The sequence below is a fragment of the Pelagerythrobacter marinus genome (genome assembly GCF_034375205.1).
Taxonomy (GTDB): Bacteria; Pseudomonadota; Alphaproteobacteria; order Sphingomonadales; family Sphingomonadaceae; genus Pelagerythrobacter; species Pelagerythrobacter marinus.
The window spans coordinates 2,996,611-3,014,180 of the sequence record NZ_CP139719.1 but is presented as its reverse complement, the minus strand read 5'-3'; the positions used below and the strand labels follow the sequence as shown (position 1 = coordinate 3,014,180).

Below are 17,570 nucleotides of genomic sequence, written 5' to 3'. Positions count from 1 at the left end.
GAACGATCGCTGCCCGCCCCCTATCATCCGCCGGTGAAGCGCTCGGTCGAGATCGCCGGGCACAAGACCTCGATCAGCCTCGAGCCGCTGTTCTGGGACATGCTGCGCGCGGCCGCCGCGCGCGAGGGCGTGCCGGTCAACGCGCTGGTCGCGCGGATCGACGAGGAGCGCATCCGGGCCGAGGTGCCGCCCGGGCTGGCCGGCGCGATCCGCCTGTGGCTGGTCGCCAATGCCCCCGCGCCGGACGGCTAGCGTCGCTCTCGATCGAGCCGGCGCGGGCCGGCGCCGCTTCACCCTCCGCAGGGAACGAACCTAGCGCACCGGTGCCGGTTCGCCCGCGGCGTCGCCGTTCGCCTCGATATCGGCGATCAGCGTGTTCATCTCGTCGATTTCCTTCACCTGCGCCTCGATGATGCGATTGGCGAGGTCGCGCACCCGCGGGTCGGAGATCTCGGCCCGGCGGCTGGTCATGATCGCGATCGAATGGTGCGGGATCATCGCCTTCATGTAACTGACGTCGCCCACCGTCTCCTGGCTCCGCACGAGCCAGAGCGAGCCGGCGAAGCCCGCTATGGCGAGGCCCAGGATCGCGAGGTTGAGCTGCAGCCGGCCATACATGCGCCACATGAAGCCGAGCATGATCACCGCCATCGTCGCGCCCATCAGAAGCGCCATCCAGACCCGCGTCTGGCTGAAGCGGACGTGGTCCCATTCATAGGTGTTGAGGTACATGAGGCCGTACATGACCACTGTCCCCGTCGCGATCATGGCGAGGAAGCGGGTGTAGCCCATGCCGGAATGCTGCGATGTGTCTGCCATGCACGAAAAAGCGGGCGAAACCGCGATCGGTTCCGCCCGCCTTCCATGCCGGGCCCGGCCCGCGCGTTCAGTAATTGGCCGGCGGGTCGCTGGCGGGGAAGCTCTGGTCGCTGGCCTCGTCGGCCTTGCTCCACCCGCGCTTGGGCTTGTCGCGCATCGATTCCGGCCCGGCGTCGCGCACGTCCGCCTCGCCCTGGTTGCCCGCGAAAGCGGCGTGGTCGGCCTTCTGCTTCTCGTAGAACTTGTACCCGGCGTAGCCGAGCGCGCCGAGCGCGGCGAGTTTGATCAGTGCCATCGAAACGGTCTCCTTTCACGCGTTTGCCCGGTCAACGCCGGACGGGGCGGAAAGGTCCGCGGCGGCGGGCGCGGGCGGGCCTACTCGTCGCCCACACGTTCCACCTGCGCGCCGACCAGCGCCAGCTTCTCCTCCAGCCGCTCGTACCCGCGGTCGAGGTGGTAGAGGCGGCGCACCTGCGTCTGCCCCTCGGCCGCGAGGCCCGCGATCACCAGGCTCATCGAGGCGCGCAGGTCGGTCGCCATCACTTCGGCCCCGGTCAGGCGGCCGACGCCGTGGACGATCGCGGTGCGGCCCGATGTCTCGATATGCGCGCCCATGCGGTTCAGCTCGGGCACGTGCATGTAACGGTTCTCGAAGATCGTTTCGGTCAGCACGCTCGTCCCCTCGGCCCGGGTCAGCAGGGCCATCAGCTGCGCCTGCATGTCGGTGGCGAGCCCGGGGTAGGGCGCGGTCGAAAGGTTCGCCGCGCGCAGCGTGCCGTCGGCCGCGACGCGCACGCCCTTGCCTTCGCCTTCGGCATGGACGCCGATCGTGCGCAGCGCGTGGAGCGTGGCCTGCATCTCGTCCGCCTTCGCCCCGTCGAGCAGGACTTCGCCCCCGGTGATCGCGGCCGCGCAGGCATAGGAACCGGCCTCGATCCGGTCGGGCATGACGCGGTAGGTCGCCCCGTGCAGCCGCCTGACCCCGTGGACGGTGAGGTCGGAGGTGCCGATCCCCTCGATCTCCGCCCCCATCGCCACCAGCAGGTTGCACAGGTCCACGATCTCCGGCTCGCGCGCGGCGTTGTAGAGGCGGCAGGTCCCGTTCGCCAGCACCGCGGCCATCAGCGCGTTCTCGGTCGCGCCGACCGAGACGACGGGGAAGTCGAACTCCCCGCCCGGCAGCCCGCCGTCGGGCGCATGGGCGCGGACGTAGCCCTGGGCCAGCTCGATCTCCGCGCCGAAGGCTTCCAGCGCCTTCAGGTGCAGGTCGATCGGGCGGTTGCCGATCGCGCAGCCGCCGGGCAGCGAGACGGTCGCCTCCCCCATGCGCGCCAGCATCGGGCCGAGCACGAGGATCGATGCGCGCATCTTGCGCACTAGCTCGTAAGGGGCGACGGTGCCGGTGATCCGCGGCGCTTCCAGCGTCATGACCCGGCCGAAATCCTCCGGCCGCGAACCCTGGATCGAGGTCGTGACCCCGAACTGGTTCACCAGGTGCTGGAACCCGTCGATATCGGCCAGCCGCGGCAGGTTGCGCAGCGTCAGCGGCTCTTCGGTCAGCAGGGCGCAGGGGATCAGGGTGAGCGCGGCGTTCTTCGCGCCCGAGATCGGGATCGTGCCGGAAAGGCGCTTGCCGCCTTCGATGATGATCTTGTCCATCCGCGCGCTTTAGCCGGAATCGAGGTCGCGGCAAGTTCGCGTTCGCCCGCGTCACCGCTTGCACCGGCGCGGACCGCTACCTATCCATGGTGGATGAGCGAACGCAAACCGATCCGCAAGGCCGTGTTCCCCGTCGCCGGGCTCGGCACCCGTTTCCTCCCCGCCACCAAGGCGATCCCCAAGGAATTGCTGCCGATCGTCGATCGCCCGCTGATCCAGTACGCGGTGGACGAGGCGCGCGAGGCGGGGATCGAACAGATGATCTTCGTCACCGGGCGCGGAAAGTCGGCGATCGTCGAACATTTCGACGTCGCCTACGAACTGGAATCGACGATGGCGGAACGGGGGAAGGATCTCTCGATCCTCGATCCCACGCGCGCCACCCCGGGCGACATCATCACCGTGCGCCAGCAGGTCCCGCTCGGCCTTGGCCACGCGATCTGGTGCGCGCGCGCGATCGTCGGCGACGAACCTTTCGCCATCCTCCTGCCCGACGAACTGATGGTGGGCAACCGGGGAGAGGGGGCGGGCACCGGCGGCACCGGCTGCATGAAACAGATGGTGGAGGCTTACGAGGACGTGGGCGGCAACCTCGTCTCCGTGCTCGAGGTTCCGCGCGAAGACGTGTCGAGCTACGGCGTGATCACCCCGGGCGAAAGCCGCGGCGCGCTGACCGAAGTGCGCGGCCTGGTGGAAAAACCGCCGGTGGAACAAGCGCCCTCGAACAAGATCGTCTCGGGCCGCTACATCCTCCAGCCCGAAGTCATGCGCACGCTGGAAGGGCAGGAAAAAGGCGCGGGCGGCGAAATCCAGCTGACCGACGCCATGGCCCGCATGATCGGCACCCAGCCGTTCCACGCCGTAACCTTCAACGGCCGCCGTTTCGACTGCGGCAGCAAGACCGGCTTCGTCGAAGCCACCCTGGCCCTGGCGCTGGAGCGCGAGGACATGGGCGAAGAAGTGCGTGCGATGGCGGAAAGGTTGCTGGGGTAGCGCGGTTGTTGGAGGTCAGGCGCGGCCGCGCAAGACCATCGCTTCTTCCTCGGGCGTCAGTCCGAACAGAGTCGCTGTGAGTTCGTGGAGCTGGCGCTCGTCGTCGGCGATTACCGCGCCGAGGTCGACCAGTTGTTGGCCGATGGCGAGGATCTGCTCGCGCAGCGCAGCGGGCGCTTCGACCACCACTTTGCGCAGGCCGTCGACGAGACGCTTGCCATCGTTCTTGCCCTTGGGTGTGAAGGCGAGCGCAAAGGCGCGCCACTGCGCCGCGATCAGGTCTTCCTGCTCGGGCGCGACGAACAGCCGTACCGCTTCGACCTCGTCGATCACCAGCGCCAGCTTGCCCCGTTCGAGCGTCACCTCGAGCACGCTTTCCGGGCTCAGCAAGGCGTCGATCCGGGCGAGCGCGGCCTCTTCCTCCTCCTGGCGGCGCTCGTCGGCCCATTTCTTCAGATCGGCGCGTGGCAGACTGCGCGGCGCCTCGGCCTCGATCGCGGCGATGGCCCGCACTTCGGGCAACAGCTCTTCCAACGGGATCGTCCGCCGGGCCGCAGCAGCGACCCGCTCGGCGAGATCGGCGCGGAGTTGCACGCGCAACGAAAAGCGTTCCTGCATTCCCTTGGCGAGCGCCGCGTAAGAGGCGCGGGCCGCGCGATCGGCATCGGGAATTGGAAGCCATTCGATGAACTGCTTGTTCGCTTCGAAATAGCCATTGTCTTTGGGCTTCCCTCGCCACTTGAACAAGTAATCGGATGTTGGGCTGTTCAGGATTCCGAGAATAAACCATCCAGTCTCCGGTTTCACGAGAATGCCATTCACGCGAACATTGTTGACGTAAAATTTCCCTCGCGAGTCGAAGGTGACGTTTAGTCTGGAAACCAACTGAGCTACGAGAAGTTTAACTCGTTCCTGCTTGTCTAGATTTTGGTTGCGGCCCATGCGGTACCATTGGACATCGCGAAACTTGCCGCCCTCGCGCGCCTCCAGCTCCTCGCGGAACTGATTGAGATACTTCCATGCCTTCGGAAACTGCCCGGCCATTTCCTCCGGCGTGAACAGCCGCGCGCCTTCGGCATCGACCTTGTAGGGAAACAGCAGGTAGGTCTCGGTTGCTGGCTCAATAAAGCGTTTGGCCTCGCGGCCCGAGACGAGCGGCTTCATCAGGGCATCTTCCAGCTCGACGACCACTTCGGCCTGTTTCTTGCCGCGCACGCGCGGCGTGTAGGCGTACTTGCCGCGCGCCACCTTGCGCAGGTGGAAGATGTGATCGGCGCTGGTGATGATGCCCTGGAAGATGGCCGAAGTATTCTTCGCGTCGCCCAGCGGTGTCGTTTCGCGCCCCAGCCGTTCGATCAGCTTGCGCACCGGGCCCGGTGCGATCAGCCACGGCTCGCCCGGTTGCGCGATGTCGGCATAGGGCAGGACATTGTCCGCATTGTGCCAGTCCACGCGGCTGACATCGCCGTCGCCAGCGAAGGCCAGCCGGATGGCCGCGACCGGTGCCTTCGAGAAGATCTGGATCGCGGTGTAGACGGTCGCTTCCTCGAACACTTGGTGCGAACGAAAATCGAGCCACTTTTCGAGATGCCGCCCTTCGTGAACCAGCCGCCGCAACCCTTCGCCGTATTCGAGCGTCGGCCACAGGTTGGGCGCGACGTAGCCCATCCGCCCATGCTCGTTCAGCAGCGAAAGCCCCTTCTCGATGAACGGCAGGTAGAGATCGAAATTGCCCGTCTGCGTCGAACGATACGGCCCTTCGCGGCTCGCGCCCGAAACCAGCCAGTCCGCCATGTCGGGATGGACCTTGGTGAAATTCTGCAGCTTCACATATGGCGGGTTGCCGATTACCGCGTCGAAGCTGCCGAGGGCGAAATCGCCATCCCACTCGAACGTGTTGATGCGGTCGCGCTCTTCTTCGTCGGCCAGGTCGCGGCGTTTGTGGAAGTTGCCGTCGATCAAGCTGTTGCCACAGCGGATGGTGTCGTCGAGGCTGGACAGGGGCTCCTTGGCTTCGGCGGTATGGAGCCACAGCGATAGCTTGGTGATCTCGACAGATGCGGGGTTGATGTCCACGCCGAACAGGTTGCGGGCAAGGATGTTGCGGGTGATCTCACTTGGCGACGGGCGGCTGGCGATCGCCTTTGCCGTATAGGCCGCCTCCGCCGCTGCCTCGAATTCGCGGCGCAGATGGCGCAGCGCCACGATCAGAAACGCGCCCGATCCGCACGCCGGGTCGATCACCCGGATCGCCTGCACCCGCTCCCAATAAGCGGCCGCCGCCCCGCGATCCGGTTCGCTGTCGTCCTCCGGCCATCCGGCCTCGGCCTTCCACCGCGCGAACAGCGGATCGATCGTCTCTTCGACTATCCGCGTCACCACCCATTCGGGGGTGTAATAGACCCCGTCGCGCTTGCGCTTGGTGATCTCGGTCAGCGACGGGCGGTCCTCGAAATCGGCCTCGATCTTCTCGAGTTCGACGATCGATTGTTCGAAGATATGGCCGAGCGTGTAGAGACCGATGCTGTTGTGCGCGTCGCCTTCGCTCGCGAAATTGTAGGTCGCGGCAAGGAACAGCAGTGTCCTGCGGTTGATATCGACATTCTGCGATTGGCCGAATTCGACGAACAGGCGGTTCTCCAGCTCCAGCGCGTCGAGATCGGGATCGGGCGCGAACAGCCCGCCGTTGAAATTGTGGATCGTCGTCTTTCCGAGCGGTCCACCATCGTTCATCGTACGGAAGATTCGCTTGAGCCGCCGCCAGACCTCGTCGCCATTGGGTTCGAGAAACTGGTCCTGGCTCTGCCGTTCGAGTTCTTCCTTGAGTGCGTTGGTGGGGAAGCCCACGCGCTGCCCCATGTCTTCGGCGAACATGACGAAGATCAGGCGATCGAGCAGCTTTTGTGCCAGCCAGATCGCGCGGCCCTTGGTCATGCCCTGAGGGCGTTGCGGTACGATGTTGTTGATCAGCAGCTCGCGATAGGCGCGGTAATTGTCGTAGAAGTCGCCTTCGAGCTTCTTCGCTGCCTTGCCCTGCTTGGCGATCAGCCGTTCAAGGCGGGGCCTGCCCGCTTCCGACAGCAGCATGTCGCGGCGGAACAGCCGCCAGAACAGGAAGCGGTCGAACTGCGCGTCCTCGCCCGCCGCCAGCATGGTACGCTGCGCGAAGAGATCGGTCTTGCTGATCGAAAAACGCAGATAGCGATCGGGGAAGTAGTCCCACCAGTAAAGGCGGAACTCGTCCATGTCGGTGACGATGGCGAAGCGCGGCTGGACGGGTTCGTTGCCGAACATGCCTCGGCGCGCATTCCACAAGTAATCGCGAGCCTGCATCACGGGGGAGCGGCTGTTGCCCTTGCGGTTCTGCGGAGCATCGAGGTTCGAACGGATATCCTTGAATTCGCAGACCACTTGCGGGACCTGGCCCGTTTCGCCCTCGAAATTGCCGAGCGCCAGATCGGCTTTCCCTTGTCCGCCAGTCTGCCCCGAGTTGGCAATGGGAAACTGTTGGTAGAGATGGAAGCGTTCTCCGCCGCCCCCGTCGCGATGGTAGCCCCAGGTTTCCTCGAAAAAAGTACGGACAAAGTTGGCCTCGGCCTGCGTTTCCTTCTTGAGGTAGCGGTCACGCCAATGCTCGAGCCGCTTGAGCAGCATCTCGTCCTCGCTGGACGATTTGTAATCCTCGAACTCGTAGTGGAACTCCGCGCGGAGGAAATCCCGTTCGAGCAACGGCTTGTATCGGTCCATGGGCATATGCTGCGGTGCCTTTCCCCCAACTTTTCCGCAACCTGGCCGGTCGTTCGTCTGTGAACGTCGATCCCCATTTGCTATTCGCTGACTAGGACAGTTCCTTGCCCCACAGCAACCGCGAAGGCCCAGCCATGGACGATAACAGCACCGGTTCTGGTCAGCTCGGCTTCGGTTTTGCCGAAGAGAAGCCAGTCGTCGGCTGGACTCCCGATCCCGACGAAGTGCGCGAGGATGCGCAGGCGATTCTCGCCTCGGCGCGCGCGGTGACGGCGGGGAACCTGTGGGACACGCGCACCTATCGCTACAACAAGGTCGTGTTTCCGCAGATGACCCGCTGGCTGCCCGACGACGAGCGCGACCAGTTGTGCTTCGAATTCTTTCGCGAGCTCGAGCGGATCGAACACCTGATGGCGGCTTAGCTGTGCTCGCTTGCCACGCCGGTGGCGTGAACCTTGCGAATTTCGTCCAGATAAGCGGCGATATCCATCGTCGTGCCGGTTCCCCCTGTCGCCCCATCCTATCGCCCGGCGGGGCGCGGTTGCGCAAATGGTTTTCCTACAGCTGCCCCGGTGTGCTTCAATGTCCGCCATGCGCGGATTTGCGGGGCATTGTTGGCGGCCAGGTGCACGGGTTTCGGGCCTGTGGGGGCGCGGGGGTGCGTGTAAGGTCACGAGGGGTGGTGGCGGTGGAAGGTCACACTCGCGCGGTGCGGGGCCGCGTGGTTCCGGTGCGCCGGGCGATGGTGTGGCGGGCGTGGGTGTGCGGATTGGTGGAGCGGTTTCAGTGGGTTGTGCCCATGCGCCGGCACTTGCGGCATGGCCGCCCGGCGGAGCGGGGGCGCGGAAGGTCACGCTTTCAACCCGTGCAACGAGCGTAACGGGCGGGCGTGACCTTCGGCGGAGCGGCGGGTGGGGCGGCGGCGGTCAGGCCTCGGCCCGGGCGCGGGCGGCGAACTCCTCGCGCAGCTCGCGCTTGTACAGCTTGCCGTTCGCCTCGCGCGGCAGCTCGGGGCGGAAGTCGAACAGGCGCGGCATCTTGATCCGCGCGAGCTGGGGGGCGAGGAAATCGCGCAGCTCCTGCTCCAGCGCGGCGGCGCCCTCGCCCCGTGCCGCGTCCATGTCGCGCGGCTGCACGACCGCGACGACCTGTTCGCCCAGGTCCGGCTCGGGCGCGCCGATGACCGCCGCGTCCATCACCTTCTCGTGCGTTATCAGGAGGTTCTCGATCTCCTGCGGGTAGATGTTGACCCCGCCGGAGATGATCATGTGGCTCTTGCGGTCGGTCAGGTAGAGGAAGCCGTCCTCGTCCACGTGGCCGATGTCGCCCAGCGTCATCCAGCCTTGCGGATGCATCGCCTCCGCCGTCTTGGCCGGATCGTTGTGATAGGTGGGGATCGTGTCGTTCTCGAAGTAGATCAGCCCGTCGGCGCCCGCGGGCAGCTCCTCCCCGTCGGGCCCGCAGACGTGGACCTTGCCGTGGATCGCCGGGCCGACCGAGCCGGGGTGGGTCAGCCACTGATCGCTGCGGATCAGGGTCATCCCCACGCCTTCGGAGCCGGCGTAGTATTCGGTGACGATCGGCCCCCACCAGTCGATCATCGCCTGCTTGACCGGGATCGGGCACGGCGCGGCGGCGTGGATGGCGCGCTGGTGGCTGGACAGGTCGTGGCGGCTGCGCGCCGCCTCGTCCAACTTGAGCATGCGGACGAAATGGGTCGGGACCCACTGGCTGTCGGTCACGCGGTAGCGCTCGATCGCGGCGAGCGCGCCTTCGGGATCGAACTTCTCCATCACCACGACCGTGCCGCCGAGCCGGTGGACCGTGCAGCACCAGCCGAGCGGCGCGGCGTGGTAGAGCGGGGCGGGCGAGAGATAGACCATCTCGCCGTCCGCCGGCATCCCCGCGCCCATCGTGGCGAGCATGACCAGCGGATTGCTCGCCTCGACGTCCGGCTCCTTCGGCGGGGCCGGGCGAATGCCCTTGGGCCGGCCGGTCGTGCCGGAGGAATAGAGCATGTAGAGGCCGGGCCAGGGATCGTCGATCGGGCCCGCCGGCTGGCGCGCCAGCGCGTCCTCGAGCGAGCCTTCCTCTCCCTCGCCGACCATGTGCACGGCGAGATCGGGCCGCTCGCGCCGCAGCGTCTCCACCACCTCGGCATAGCGGGTGGAGGCGACGAGGAACTTCGCCCCGCTGTCTTCGAGGATATAGGCGATCTCGGGCGCGGTGAGGCGGGTGGAAACGGGCACCATCATCGTGCCCGCGCGCTGCGATCCCCAGACGAGCTGGAGATAGAGCGCGTTGTTCTCCATCAGCAGGGCGAAGGCGTCGTCGCGGCCGAGGCCCTGCTCGCGCAGGAAGTGGGCGAAGCGGTTGGCGGTATCGTCCAGCTCGGCATAAGTGACGCTCTCCCCCGAACCGGCCATCACGATGGCGGGGCGGTCGGGGCGCGTCCGGGCATGGGTTATCGGGTGCATCGGCGGTCTCTCTCCACTCGCTGCGCCCCTTTGCATTTCGCGCCGGCCCGGCTTTGCCCGGTACCGCCAGGGGCGTCTGGTTGTGATTAGAAACCTAGCTTGCCCTGCCCGCGCGGCAAGCAAAAAGGCGGCAGGTCGAAACCCGCCGCCTTTATGGAAGGACTTGTGCCCGCAAGGTGCCCCGTCCGCGGGGCGCACGGTGCCGGCCGGGTTACTCGGCCGCTTCGTCGCCCCCGCCCATGCCACCTTCGCCGGTGGCGAGCGCGAAGGCCTGCTGCGCCTCGCTCTCGATCATGTAGGGCATCGGGTTCACCGCCTTGCCGTCCACCCGCACTTCGTAGTGAAGGTGCGGCCCGGTGGAGCGGCCGGTCGAGCCGACATAGCCGATCAGGTCGCCCTTCTTCACCCGCTGGCCATCGGCCACCGCGAGCTTGGACAAGTGGGCATAGCGCGTCTGCAGGTTGGCGCCGTGTTCGATCTGGATGAACAGGCCGTAGCTGCTGAACCAGTTGGCGCGGCCCACGATGCCGTCGGCCGTGGCATAGACCGGGGTGCCGGTCGGCGCGGCAAGATCGACCCCGCTGTGCGCACGGCGTCCGCCGAGCACCGGGTGGTTGCGCATCCCGTAACCGCTCGTCAGCCGCGAATCGTCGAGCGGCATGCGCGAGGGGATCGAGATCCCCGGGGTGGCGACCGGCTGTTCGTCGGCCCCGTCGAGCGAGCGCCAGCTGGCGAAGAGTTCGCGGAACTGCGCGTCGCCGCCGGCCGGCCCGGCCTGGGCATCCTGCACCGGGGCGGCCATGTCGACGGCGGCGGCGCTGGAATTGGCAAGCGTGGGCGTGGCGGCGAGCGTGGCGGCGCCGGCGACGGCCATCGCCAGCGCACGGGCGATCCGCCGAATGAAAGGAGTTGCGACCAAAGTCCCGTCCTCTTTGTTCGCGGCGCAAGGGCCGCAGCGATCCGTATTCGCACCCGGCCCAGCGGCCGGCGCGACATTTTTATGCGAGACTTGGGAACCCCCCGCCGTCTCAGGTATTCTGGGGTAACCGGGCATTCGCCCCGGACGCAACCGCAGCGTAGAACTCTCGCGACAAACCGGCTGCCGAACGCGCCGAGTCGTTGAATGGCGGCTTCAGCGCCCCGCGAAAATGCCTTTTCACCAGCGTTTTCCAGCATTCCGGCGGGTTTTCGCCCGCCTTTTCGCAGCCCTGGACGAAATGCCTTGTGCCGAAACGGACGTGGCGGATTTCGTCGTCAAGGATTCGTTGAAGGATTCGCGCGCCGTCCTCGTCCCCCTGCGCGCGCACGCGGTCGCGGGTCGCCGGGGTCACGTCGAGCCCGCGCGCTTCCAGCACCATCGGCACCACGGCCAGGCGCGCGCGGACGTCGTGGCGCGTCTCGTGCGCGGCCTGCCACAGGCCGCCGTGCGCCGGCAGCGCGCCGTAATGGCTGCCCAGGCGGCGCAGCTTGCGTTCGAGCAGCGCGAAATGCATCGCCTCGTCCGCCGCGACCGAGAGGAAATCGTCCACCAGCGCGCGGCCTGCCGCCGCCCCGAAGCGCCCCGCCATGTCGAGCGCGAGGTCGATCGCGACGAACTCTATATGCGCGAGCGCGTGCCATAGCGCGATCCGCCCCCGCTCCGAGCCGGCCTTGCCCCGCTTGGGCATCCGGTTCGGGGGGAGCAGCTCGGGCCGGTCGGGCCAGGCGGGCCGGTCGGGCATGGCGACGTCGAACCGCCAGGCGAGCCGGCCGAGGCGCCAGTTGCGGGCCACTTCGCGCGCGGCGAAGACTTTCGCCCGCGGTTCGGGGGTCAGAAGCGCGCAGCGTATCGCCGCCGCGACCGATTCGCCCGTCTGCGTGCGCGCGCCGGTCAAAGCGCGCGGGCGGCGTCGAGCACGTCCTGCGCGTGCCCTTTCACCTTCACCTTGTTCCACACCTGCGCGATCCGCCCATCGGCGTCGACGAGGTAGGTCGTGCGGATCATGCCCATGAAGGTCTTGCCGTACATCTTCTTCTCGCCCCAGGCCCCGAGTGCATCGGACAGGCCGCCTTCCTGCGCATCGGTGGCGAGGGGAATGCCGAGATCGTGCTTGGCGATGAAGTTGCGGTGTTTCTGCGGCGAATCCTTGCTCACCCCGAGGATCGCCGTGCCGGCCTTCTCGAACTCGGCGGCGAGCGCGGTGAAGTCCTTCGCCTCGGTCGTGCAGCCGGGCGTGTTGTCTTTCGGGTAGAAGAACAGCACGAGCTTGCGCCCGCGGAAATCGGACGGGCGCACGGTGCCGCCATCGGGGGTTTCCATCGCCACGTCGGGCATCATGTCGCCGGCTTGGGCAGGTTGGCTCATCGGTCGGTCTCCAGTGGTTCGTCGAATATTGCGTGCCAGGCGCCTGCGACGCACCGGCGCGCGTCGGCCAGGCGATCCAGCAGGTCGTCCAGGCCGTCGCAACCGCAGGCACCGGCGAGCGCGCGGGCCGCCGCGGGCGGCGGGGCGACGAGATCGGGCGCCAGCAGCCGCGCGGCCACCAGCAGGCGGGTCATCGTCGCTTCCGCCTCGCGCATGGCGGGGGGCAGGTGGCCCCGCTCGACCAGGCAGGCGACGGCCTGCGCGAGGTCGGGGACGATGCAGCCCCCCCGGTGGGTGCTGTCGCGCAGTTGCAGGAAATGGACCAGGAATTCCAGGTCCACCAGGCCGCCGCGCAGCAGCTTGGCATCGAGCGGGCCGCGCGGGGGCTTGTTCGCCGCCATCTCCGCGCGCATCCGCAGGACGTCGTGGCGCAGCGCGTCCGCCTCGCGCGGGCGCAGGAGGGCGTCGGCAATCGCGCTCTCCAGCGCGGCGCGCGCATCGGGCGAGCCGTTGAGCGGCCGCGCCCGGGTCAGCGCCATGTGTTCCCAGGTCCAGGCGTCTTCCCGCTGGTAGCGGGCGAAACTGTCGAGGCTGACGGCAAGCGGCCCCTGCGCGCCCTGCGGCCGCAGCCGCGTATCGACCTCGTAGAGCGCGCCCTGCGCGGTCGGCACGCTGAGCGCGCCGCTGACCCGCTGCGCCAGGCGGTTGAAGTAGAGCGTGGCCCCGAGCGGCCGCTCGCCGTCCGATTCGGCGCCGTGGTCGCCGGTGAAGAGGTAGATGATGTCGAGGTCCGAGGCATGGGTCAGCGCCCCGCCGCCGAGCCGGCCGAGGCCGAGGACCAGCAGTTCCGACCCGGGCACGACGCCGTGGCGGACGGCGAAGTCCCGCTCGGTCGTGCGGACCGCGATGTCGAGCGCGGCCTCCGCCGTGCGCGAGAGCGCGGCGGCGATGTCCAGCGGATCGTGGACCCGCTCGATCAGCTGGACGCCGAGGGCGAAGCGCGTTTCGCCGGTGACGATGCGAATGCGGTCGAGCGCGGCCTCGTAATCGTCGCCCGCCTCGCCGCGGGCCATGCGCGCGGCCAGTTCGGGCACGTCGCCCGGCAGGTCGAGCGCGCTGCGATCGATCAGCGCGTCGAGCAGGTCGGGGCGGCGCGCCAGTTCCTCGGCCAGCGGCGGGGCGAGGGTCAGCACGCCGATCAACTGGTCGAGCAGGGCGGGCCGGGCGTCGAGCAGGCGGAACAGGTTGATCGCGCTCGATGCCTTGGTGATCAGGTCTTCCCACAGGATCAGCGCGCGGCGGGGATCGGGCGCCTCGGCGAGCGCGTCGAGCAGGCGCGGCAGGAGCGCTTCGAACGATGTCCGCGCCGCCTCGCTCCGCAGCGAGCGGATGCGCCCGTCGCTCCACCCGGCGATGCGCTCGGCCAGCGCGGCGGGGTCCGGAAAGCCGAGCCGCTCGAGGCGGGCGGGCAGGCTTTCCTCGGCCGCCGCGCCCGCCGTCGCGGTGCCGCCCGCGGGATCGTCCTTGCCCAGCAGGCGGGCGTAGCGGGCCGCGACATCGGCGCAGAGCGGGCGCAGCTCGTCGAGCAGGGCCGCCCCGCCGGAAAGGCCGTCGAGCCGGGCCACGCGGTCGAGCGCCTCGCCCTCGGGCAGGCTGTGCGTCTGGTGATCCTCGATCATCTGCAGCCTGTGTTCGACCGTGCGCAGCCGGTCGTAGGCGTCGCCGAGGCGGGCCGCATCCTCGGCCGAGACGTGCCCGGCCGCGGCCAGGGCGTCGAGCGCGGCGCGCGTCCCGCGTTCGCGCAGGCCGTGGTCGCGCCCGCCGTGGATCAGCTGGTGCGCCTGGGCGAAGAACTCGATCTCGCGAATGCCGCCGCGGCCCTGTTTCAGGTTGAACCCCGGCCCGGGCTCGAGCGGGCCCGAATACTGTTCGCGGATCCGCGACGTCAGCCGGCCGATGTCCTCGATCGCCCCGAAATCGAGGCTGCGCCGCCAGACGAAGGGGCGGATGGCGGCGAGGAACTCGTCCCCCGCGGCCCGATCGCCCGCCGCCGGCCGCGCGCGGATATAGGCCGCGCGCTCCCACGCCAGGGCGGAGCTTTCGTAGTGGCTCAACGCAGCATCGAAGGAGATCGCGAGCGGGCTGACCTCCGACGCCGGGCGCAGCCGCAGGTCCACCCGGAAAACGTAACCTTCGGCCGTGTTGGCCGAGAGCAGCTGAACCACGTCGCGGGCATAGCGCTGGGCCGCTTCGCCCGGCTCGTCGCGCGCACGGCGCGGCAGCGTTTCGGGATCGTAGAGCAGGATCGGATCGATGTCGGAGCTGTAGTTCAGCTCGCCCGCGCCGTGCTTGCCCAGCGCCAGCGCGGCGAACCCGTCGCTGGCGGCCCCGTCCACGCGGCGGCCGATGGCCTCGCGGATCGCGTCGTCGAGCGCGCGGTCGGCCAGGTCGGACAGCTCGGCCATCACGCGCGCCAGCGGGAAGGCGCCGGCGAGATCGCCGATCGCCAGCGCCGTCGCCAGCGCGAGCCGCTCGCGCCGCAGCGCCGCCTCGCAGCCCGGCGCCCCGTCGCCCGCGGCGCGCGCCCAGGCGAGCGCGTCCTCCCCCTGCCCCTCGCGCAGGAGGGATTCCAAGTCCGGCTGGCGGTCGAGCGCGCGCGCGAGGAACGGCGCATGGGCGCGGGCGCGGGCGATCGCGTCTGGCCAGTCGAAGTCCATGCACGCTCCCTGCCCACTCGCCGCGATCGGCACAAGCGGCTTGCCGCACGGCTTGCGGGCGCGCGCGCGACCTGCCAAGCAGGGCCCATCGCAGAACCTTGAGAGAGAGTTGCCATGATCCGCCACGTCCTCGCCGCCACCGCGGCGCTGTCGGTCGCCGCCTGCAATGCCGCCATGGAAGAATCGCAGGCCGATGCCGCGCTCGACATCCCCGAGGTCGAAGTGCCCGAAATCCCGGTCGACACGATCCGCGAGGCGACGCGGGTCCTCTCGTCCGACGAGTTCGAGGGCCGCCTGCCCGGCACGGCGGGCGAGGAGAAGACGCTCGCCTACCTGGTCGAGCAGTTCGAGCAGGCCGGCCTGCAGCCGGGCAACGACGGCAGTTGGTTCCAGGACGTGCCGCTGGTGGAGATCACCGGCCGCGACTTCGCGCCGCTGACGGTCGAGGCCGGCGAACAGACGATGACGTTCGACTATGCCGACGACTGGGTCGGCGTGTCCTACCGCGAAACGCCGCGGACCACGGTGGAAGACAGCGAACTCGTCTTCGTCGGCTACGGCATCAACGCGCCGGAGAAAGGCTGGAACGATTACGAGGGCGTGGACATGACCGGCAAGACCGCGGTCATCCTGGTCAACGACCCCGATTACGAGGCCGAGACGCTCGACGGGCCGTTCAACGGCAAGGCGATGACGTACTACGGCCGCTGGACCTACAAGTACGAGGAGGCCGCGCGCCAAGGCGCGACCGGCGCGATCATCGTTCACGACACCTATCCCGCCTCTTACGGGTGGACGACGGTGCGCAACTCGTGGTCCGGCCCGCAGGCCTATGCCCAGCGTGAGGACGGCGGGGCAGACCAGACGGTGATGAACGGCTGGGTCCAGAAGGCAGTGGCCGAACGGATCCTCGATGCCACGGGGCACAGCCTGGCCGACCTGTCGGCCGCGGCGAAGCAAAAGGGGTTCGAGCCCGTGCCGCTCGGGGCCACGGTCTCGACATCGTTCGCGAACGACACCCGCAGTTTCTCCTCGAAGAACGTGGTCGGCATCCTTCCCGGGGCCGAGCGCCCTGATGAATACGTGCTTCACACCGCGCACTGGGACCACCTCGGCCGGTGTGCGCCCGGGGAGGAGGACGAGATCTGCAACGGCGCGATCGACAACGCCACCGGCACGGCGGCGCTGATCGCGCTGGCCGAAGCCCACGCCAAGGCCGGGGCGCCCGACCGGACGCTGGTGTTCCTCGCCGTGACGGCGGAGGAACAGGGGCTGCTGGGCTCCGAATACTACGGCGCGAACCCGGTCTTCCCGTTCGAACGGACGGTAGGCGGGGTCAACATGGATGCGCTCTCGCTCGCCGGGCCGGCCAACGACGTGACCGTCGTCGGCCCGGGCAAGTCGCAGCTCGACGATTTCCTTGCCGCCGCGCTGGAAGCCGAAGGCCGCGTGGGTACGCCCAACCCCTCGCCCGAGGCGGGCTATTACTATCGTTCCGACCACTTCTCGATGGCCAAGCGCGGGCTGCCGATGCTCTACGTCGATGGCGGGCAGGACCTGGTCGAAGGCGGCACCGAAGCCGGCAAGGCCTATGAAGACCGCTATCGCGAAACCGCCTATCACGCGGTCGGCGACGAGTTCGACGAGAACTGGGACTGGTCGGGCGTCGCCCAGGACCTGCGCCTCTATTACCGGCTCGGCCGGATGCTGGCGATGTCCACCGCCTGGCCGAACTGGCGCGAAGGCGACGAGTTCCGCCGCACCCGCGACGAATCCTGCGCCGCGGAGGGCGGGTGTTGACGCCCGGCCGTTGATCGCAGGAGTCCGGCAGATGCCGACGATGCCGCCCGAATGGGCGCCGCAGGCGTGGCTGTGGATCGGCTTCCCGCACGATGCCGACGAATGGCCCGGCTATCTGGAACGGGCGCAGGAGCAGGTGGCCGCTTTCGCCAATGCCGTGGCCGAAAGCGGGCAGGACGTGCGGCTGCTGGTGCGCGATGCCGCGAACGAGGCGCGCGCGCGGTCGCTCGTCTCCGCCGGCGTCCGGCTGGAACGGCGCACCTTCGGCGACATCTGGCTGCGCGACACCGGCCCGCTGGTCCGCGACGACGGCTCTGCCCTGCGCTGCGCTTTCAACGGCTGGGGCGGCAAGTACGAGATGCCCGGCGACCGCGAGATCGGGGCGGATCTGGCGCGCGATGCCGGCCTGCCGCTCGCCGTGTCGGACTGGATCCTCGAAGGCGGGGCGATCGACGGGGACGGGACCGGCCTGGTCGTGACGACCGAGCAGTGCCTGCTCAACCCCAATCGCAACCCCGCTCTCTCGCGGGCGGAGATCGAGGCGCGGCTGGCGCGCGACCTCGGCTTCACCCGCGTGCTGTGGCTGGGCGACGGGCTGGTCAACGACCATACCGACGGGCACGTCGACAACCTCGCCCGCTTCGTCGGCCCCGGCCGGCTGGCCCTGCCGCGCGCGACCGGGCCGGACGATTCCAATGCCGCGATCTATGCCGATGCGCGGGACCGGGCCGAGGCGTTCGGGGTGGACGTGTGCGAGATCCCGTCCCCCGGCCTGGTGACGCGGGGCGATATCGTCGAGCCGGCAAGCTACGCCAACTTCGCGATCACGACGAACCTGGTGGTCGTGCCGACGTTCGGCTCGATCCACGACGAGGACGGGGTCGCGGCCATCGCCTCGCTATTCCCCGATCGGGCGACGATCGGCCTTCCCGCCGACGCGGTCCTGGCCGGCGGCGGCGGGTTCCACTGCGCCAGCCAGCAGATGCCGGCCCTGGGCCCGCGCGCTTAACCCTT

General features: G+C 68.6%; 14 protein-coding genes. 5 read left to right on the top strand and 9 right to left on the bottom strand.

What is annotated here, in order from left to right:
• Positions 1-9 precede the first annotated feature (9 nt).
• Positions 10-252, top strand: a complete 243-nt coding sequence (locus tag T8T98_RS14725) for a ribbon-helix-helix domain-containing protein (protein WP_160733680.1) — start codon at positions 10-12, stop codon at positions 250-252.
• A 60-nt stretch (positions 253-312) separates the two neighbouring features.
• On the opposite strand, the gene T8T98_RS14720 is transcribed toward T8T98_RS14725, so the two are convergent.
• The 3 genes from T8T98_RS14720 to murA all read right to left on the bottom strand — a co-directional run bounded on the left by T8T98_RS14720 (position 313) and on the right by murA (position 2,478).
• Entirely contained in the window at positions 313-819 is a 507-nt protein-coding gene (locus T8T98_RS14720; RefSeq protein WP_202389026.1) for a DUF305 domain-containing protein, read from the bottom strand.
• 67 nt (positions 820-886) lie between these two features.
• The gene (locus T8T98_RS14715; RefSeq protein ID WP_160733567.1) at positions 887-1,114 is read right to left on the bottom strand and encodes a hypothetical protein; all 228 of its coding nucleotides are present in this window, start codon (positions 1,112-1,114) and stop codon (positions 887-889) included.
• 80 nt (positions 1,115-1,194) lie between these two features.
• Positions 1,195-2,478: a UDP-N-acetylglucosamine 1-carboxyvinyltransferase gene (murA, locus tag T8T98_RS14710; RefSeq protein WP_160733568.1), complete on the bottom strand. Its 1,284-nt coding sequence runs from the start codon at positions 2,476-2,478 to the stop codon at positions 1,195-1,197.
• Positions 2,479-2,571: 93 nt separating this feature from the next.
• Between murA and T8T98_RS14705 the strand changes: the two genes are divergently transcribed.
• Positions 2,572-3,471: a UTP--glucose-1-phosphate uridylyltransferase gene (locus tag T8T98_RS14705; protein WP_251104660.1), complete on the top strand. Its 900-nt coding sequence runs from the start codon at positions 2,572-2,574 to the stop codon at positions 3,469-3,471.
• Positions 3,472-3,486: 15 nt separating this feature from the next.
• Here the strand turns inward: T8T98_RS14705 and T8T98_RS14700 are convergent, their stop codons facing one another.
• Complete coding sequence (locus T8T98_RS14700) at positions 3,487-7,224, bottom strand: Eco57I restriction-modification methylase domain-containing protein (RefSeq protein WP_251104661.1); 3,738 nt, start codon at positions 7,222-7,224, stop codon at positions 3,487-3,489.
• A 128-nt stretch (positions 7,225-7,352) separates the two neighbouring features.
• On the opposite strand from T8T98_RS14700, the gene T8T98_RS14695 reads away from it, so the two are divergent.
• On the top strand, positions 7,353-7,640 hold the full coding sequence (locus T8T98_RS14695) for a hypothetical protein (RefSeq protein ID WP_251104662.1): 288 nt from the start codon (positions 7,353-7,355) through the stop codon (positions 7,638-7,640).
• A 504-nt stretch (positions 7,641-8,144) separates the two neighbouring features.
• On the opposite strand, the gene T8T98_RS14690 is transcribed toward T8T98_RS14695, so the two are convergent.
• From T8T98_RS14690 to glnE, 5 genes are all read right to left on the bottom strand, one after another.
• Complete coding sequence (locus T8T98_RS14690; protein ID WP_251104663.1) at positions 8,145-9,695, bottom strand: acyl-CoA synthetase; 1,551 nt, start codon at positions 9,693-9,695, stop codon at positions 8,145-8,147.
• A 211-nt stretch (positions 9,696-9,906) separates the two neighbouring features.
• Positions 9,907-10,569, bottom strand: coding sequence for a M23 family metallopeptidase (locus tag T8T98_RS14685; RefSeq protein WP_160733682.1), 663 nt, complete (start codon positions 10,567-10,569; stop codon positions 9,907-9,909).
• Between the two features lie 154 nt (positions 10,570-10,723).
• Complete coding sequence (locus tag T8T98_RS14680) at positions 10,724-11,569, bottom strand: ferritin-like domain-containing protein (protein ID WP_251104664.1); 846 nt, start codon at positions 11,567-11,569, stop codon at positions 10,724-10,726.
• The gene (locus T8T98_RS14675) at positions 11,566-12,039 is read right to left on the bottom strand and encodes a peroxiredoxin (RefSeq protein WP_251104665.1); all 474 of its coding nucleotides are present in this window, start codon (positions 12,037-12,039) and stop codon (positions 11,566-11,568) included. Before T8T98_RS14675 ends, T8T98_RS14680 begins: the two co-directional genes overlap by 4 nt.
• Entirely contained in the window at positions 12,036-14,756 is a 2,721-nt protein-coding gene (gene glnE / locus T8T98_RS14670) for a bifunctional [glutamate--ammonia ligase]-adenylyl-L-tyrosine phosphorylase/[glutamate--ammonia-ligase] adenylyltransferase (RefSeq protein ID WP_251104666.1), read from the bottom strand. Before glnE ends, T8T98_RS14675 begins: the two co-directional genes overlap by 4 nt.
• A gap of 114 nt (positions 14,757-14,870) precedes the next feature.
• On the opposite strand from glnE, the gene T8T98_RS14665 reads away from it, so the two are divergent.
• Both T8T98_RS14665 and T8T98_RS14660 read left to right on the top strand, forming a co-directional pair.
• On the top strand, positions 14,871-16,556 hold the full coding sequence (locus T8T98_RS14665) for a M28 family metallopeptidase (protein WP_160733575.1): 1,686 nt from the start codon (positions 14,871-14,873) through the stop codon (positions 16,554-16,556).
• 40 nt (positions 16,557-16,596) lie between these two features.
• Positions 16,597-17,565: an agmatine deiminase family protein gene (locus tag T8T98_RS14660; RefSeq protein WP_251106035.1), complete on the top strand. Its 969-nt coding sequence runs from the start codon at positions 16,597-16,599 to the stop codon at positions 17,563-17,565.
• The last annotated feature ends 5 nt before the right edge of the window (positions 17,566-17,570 follow it).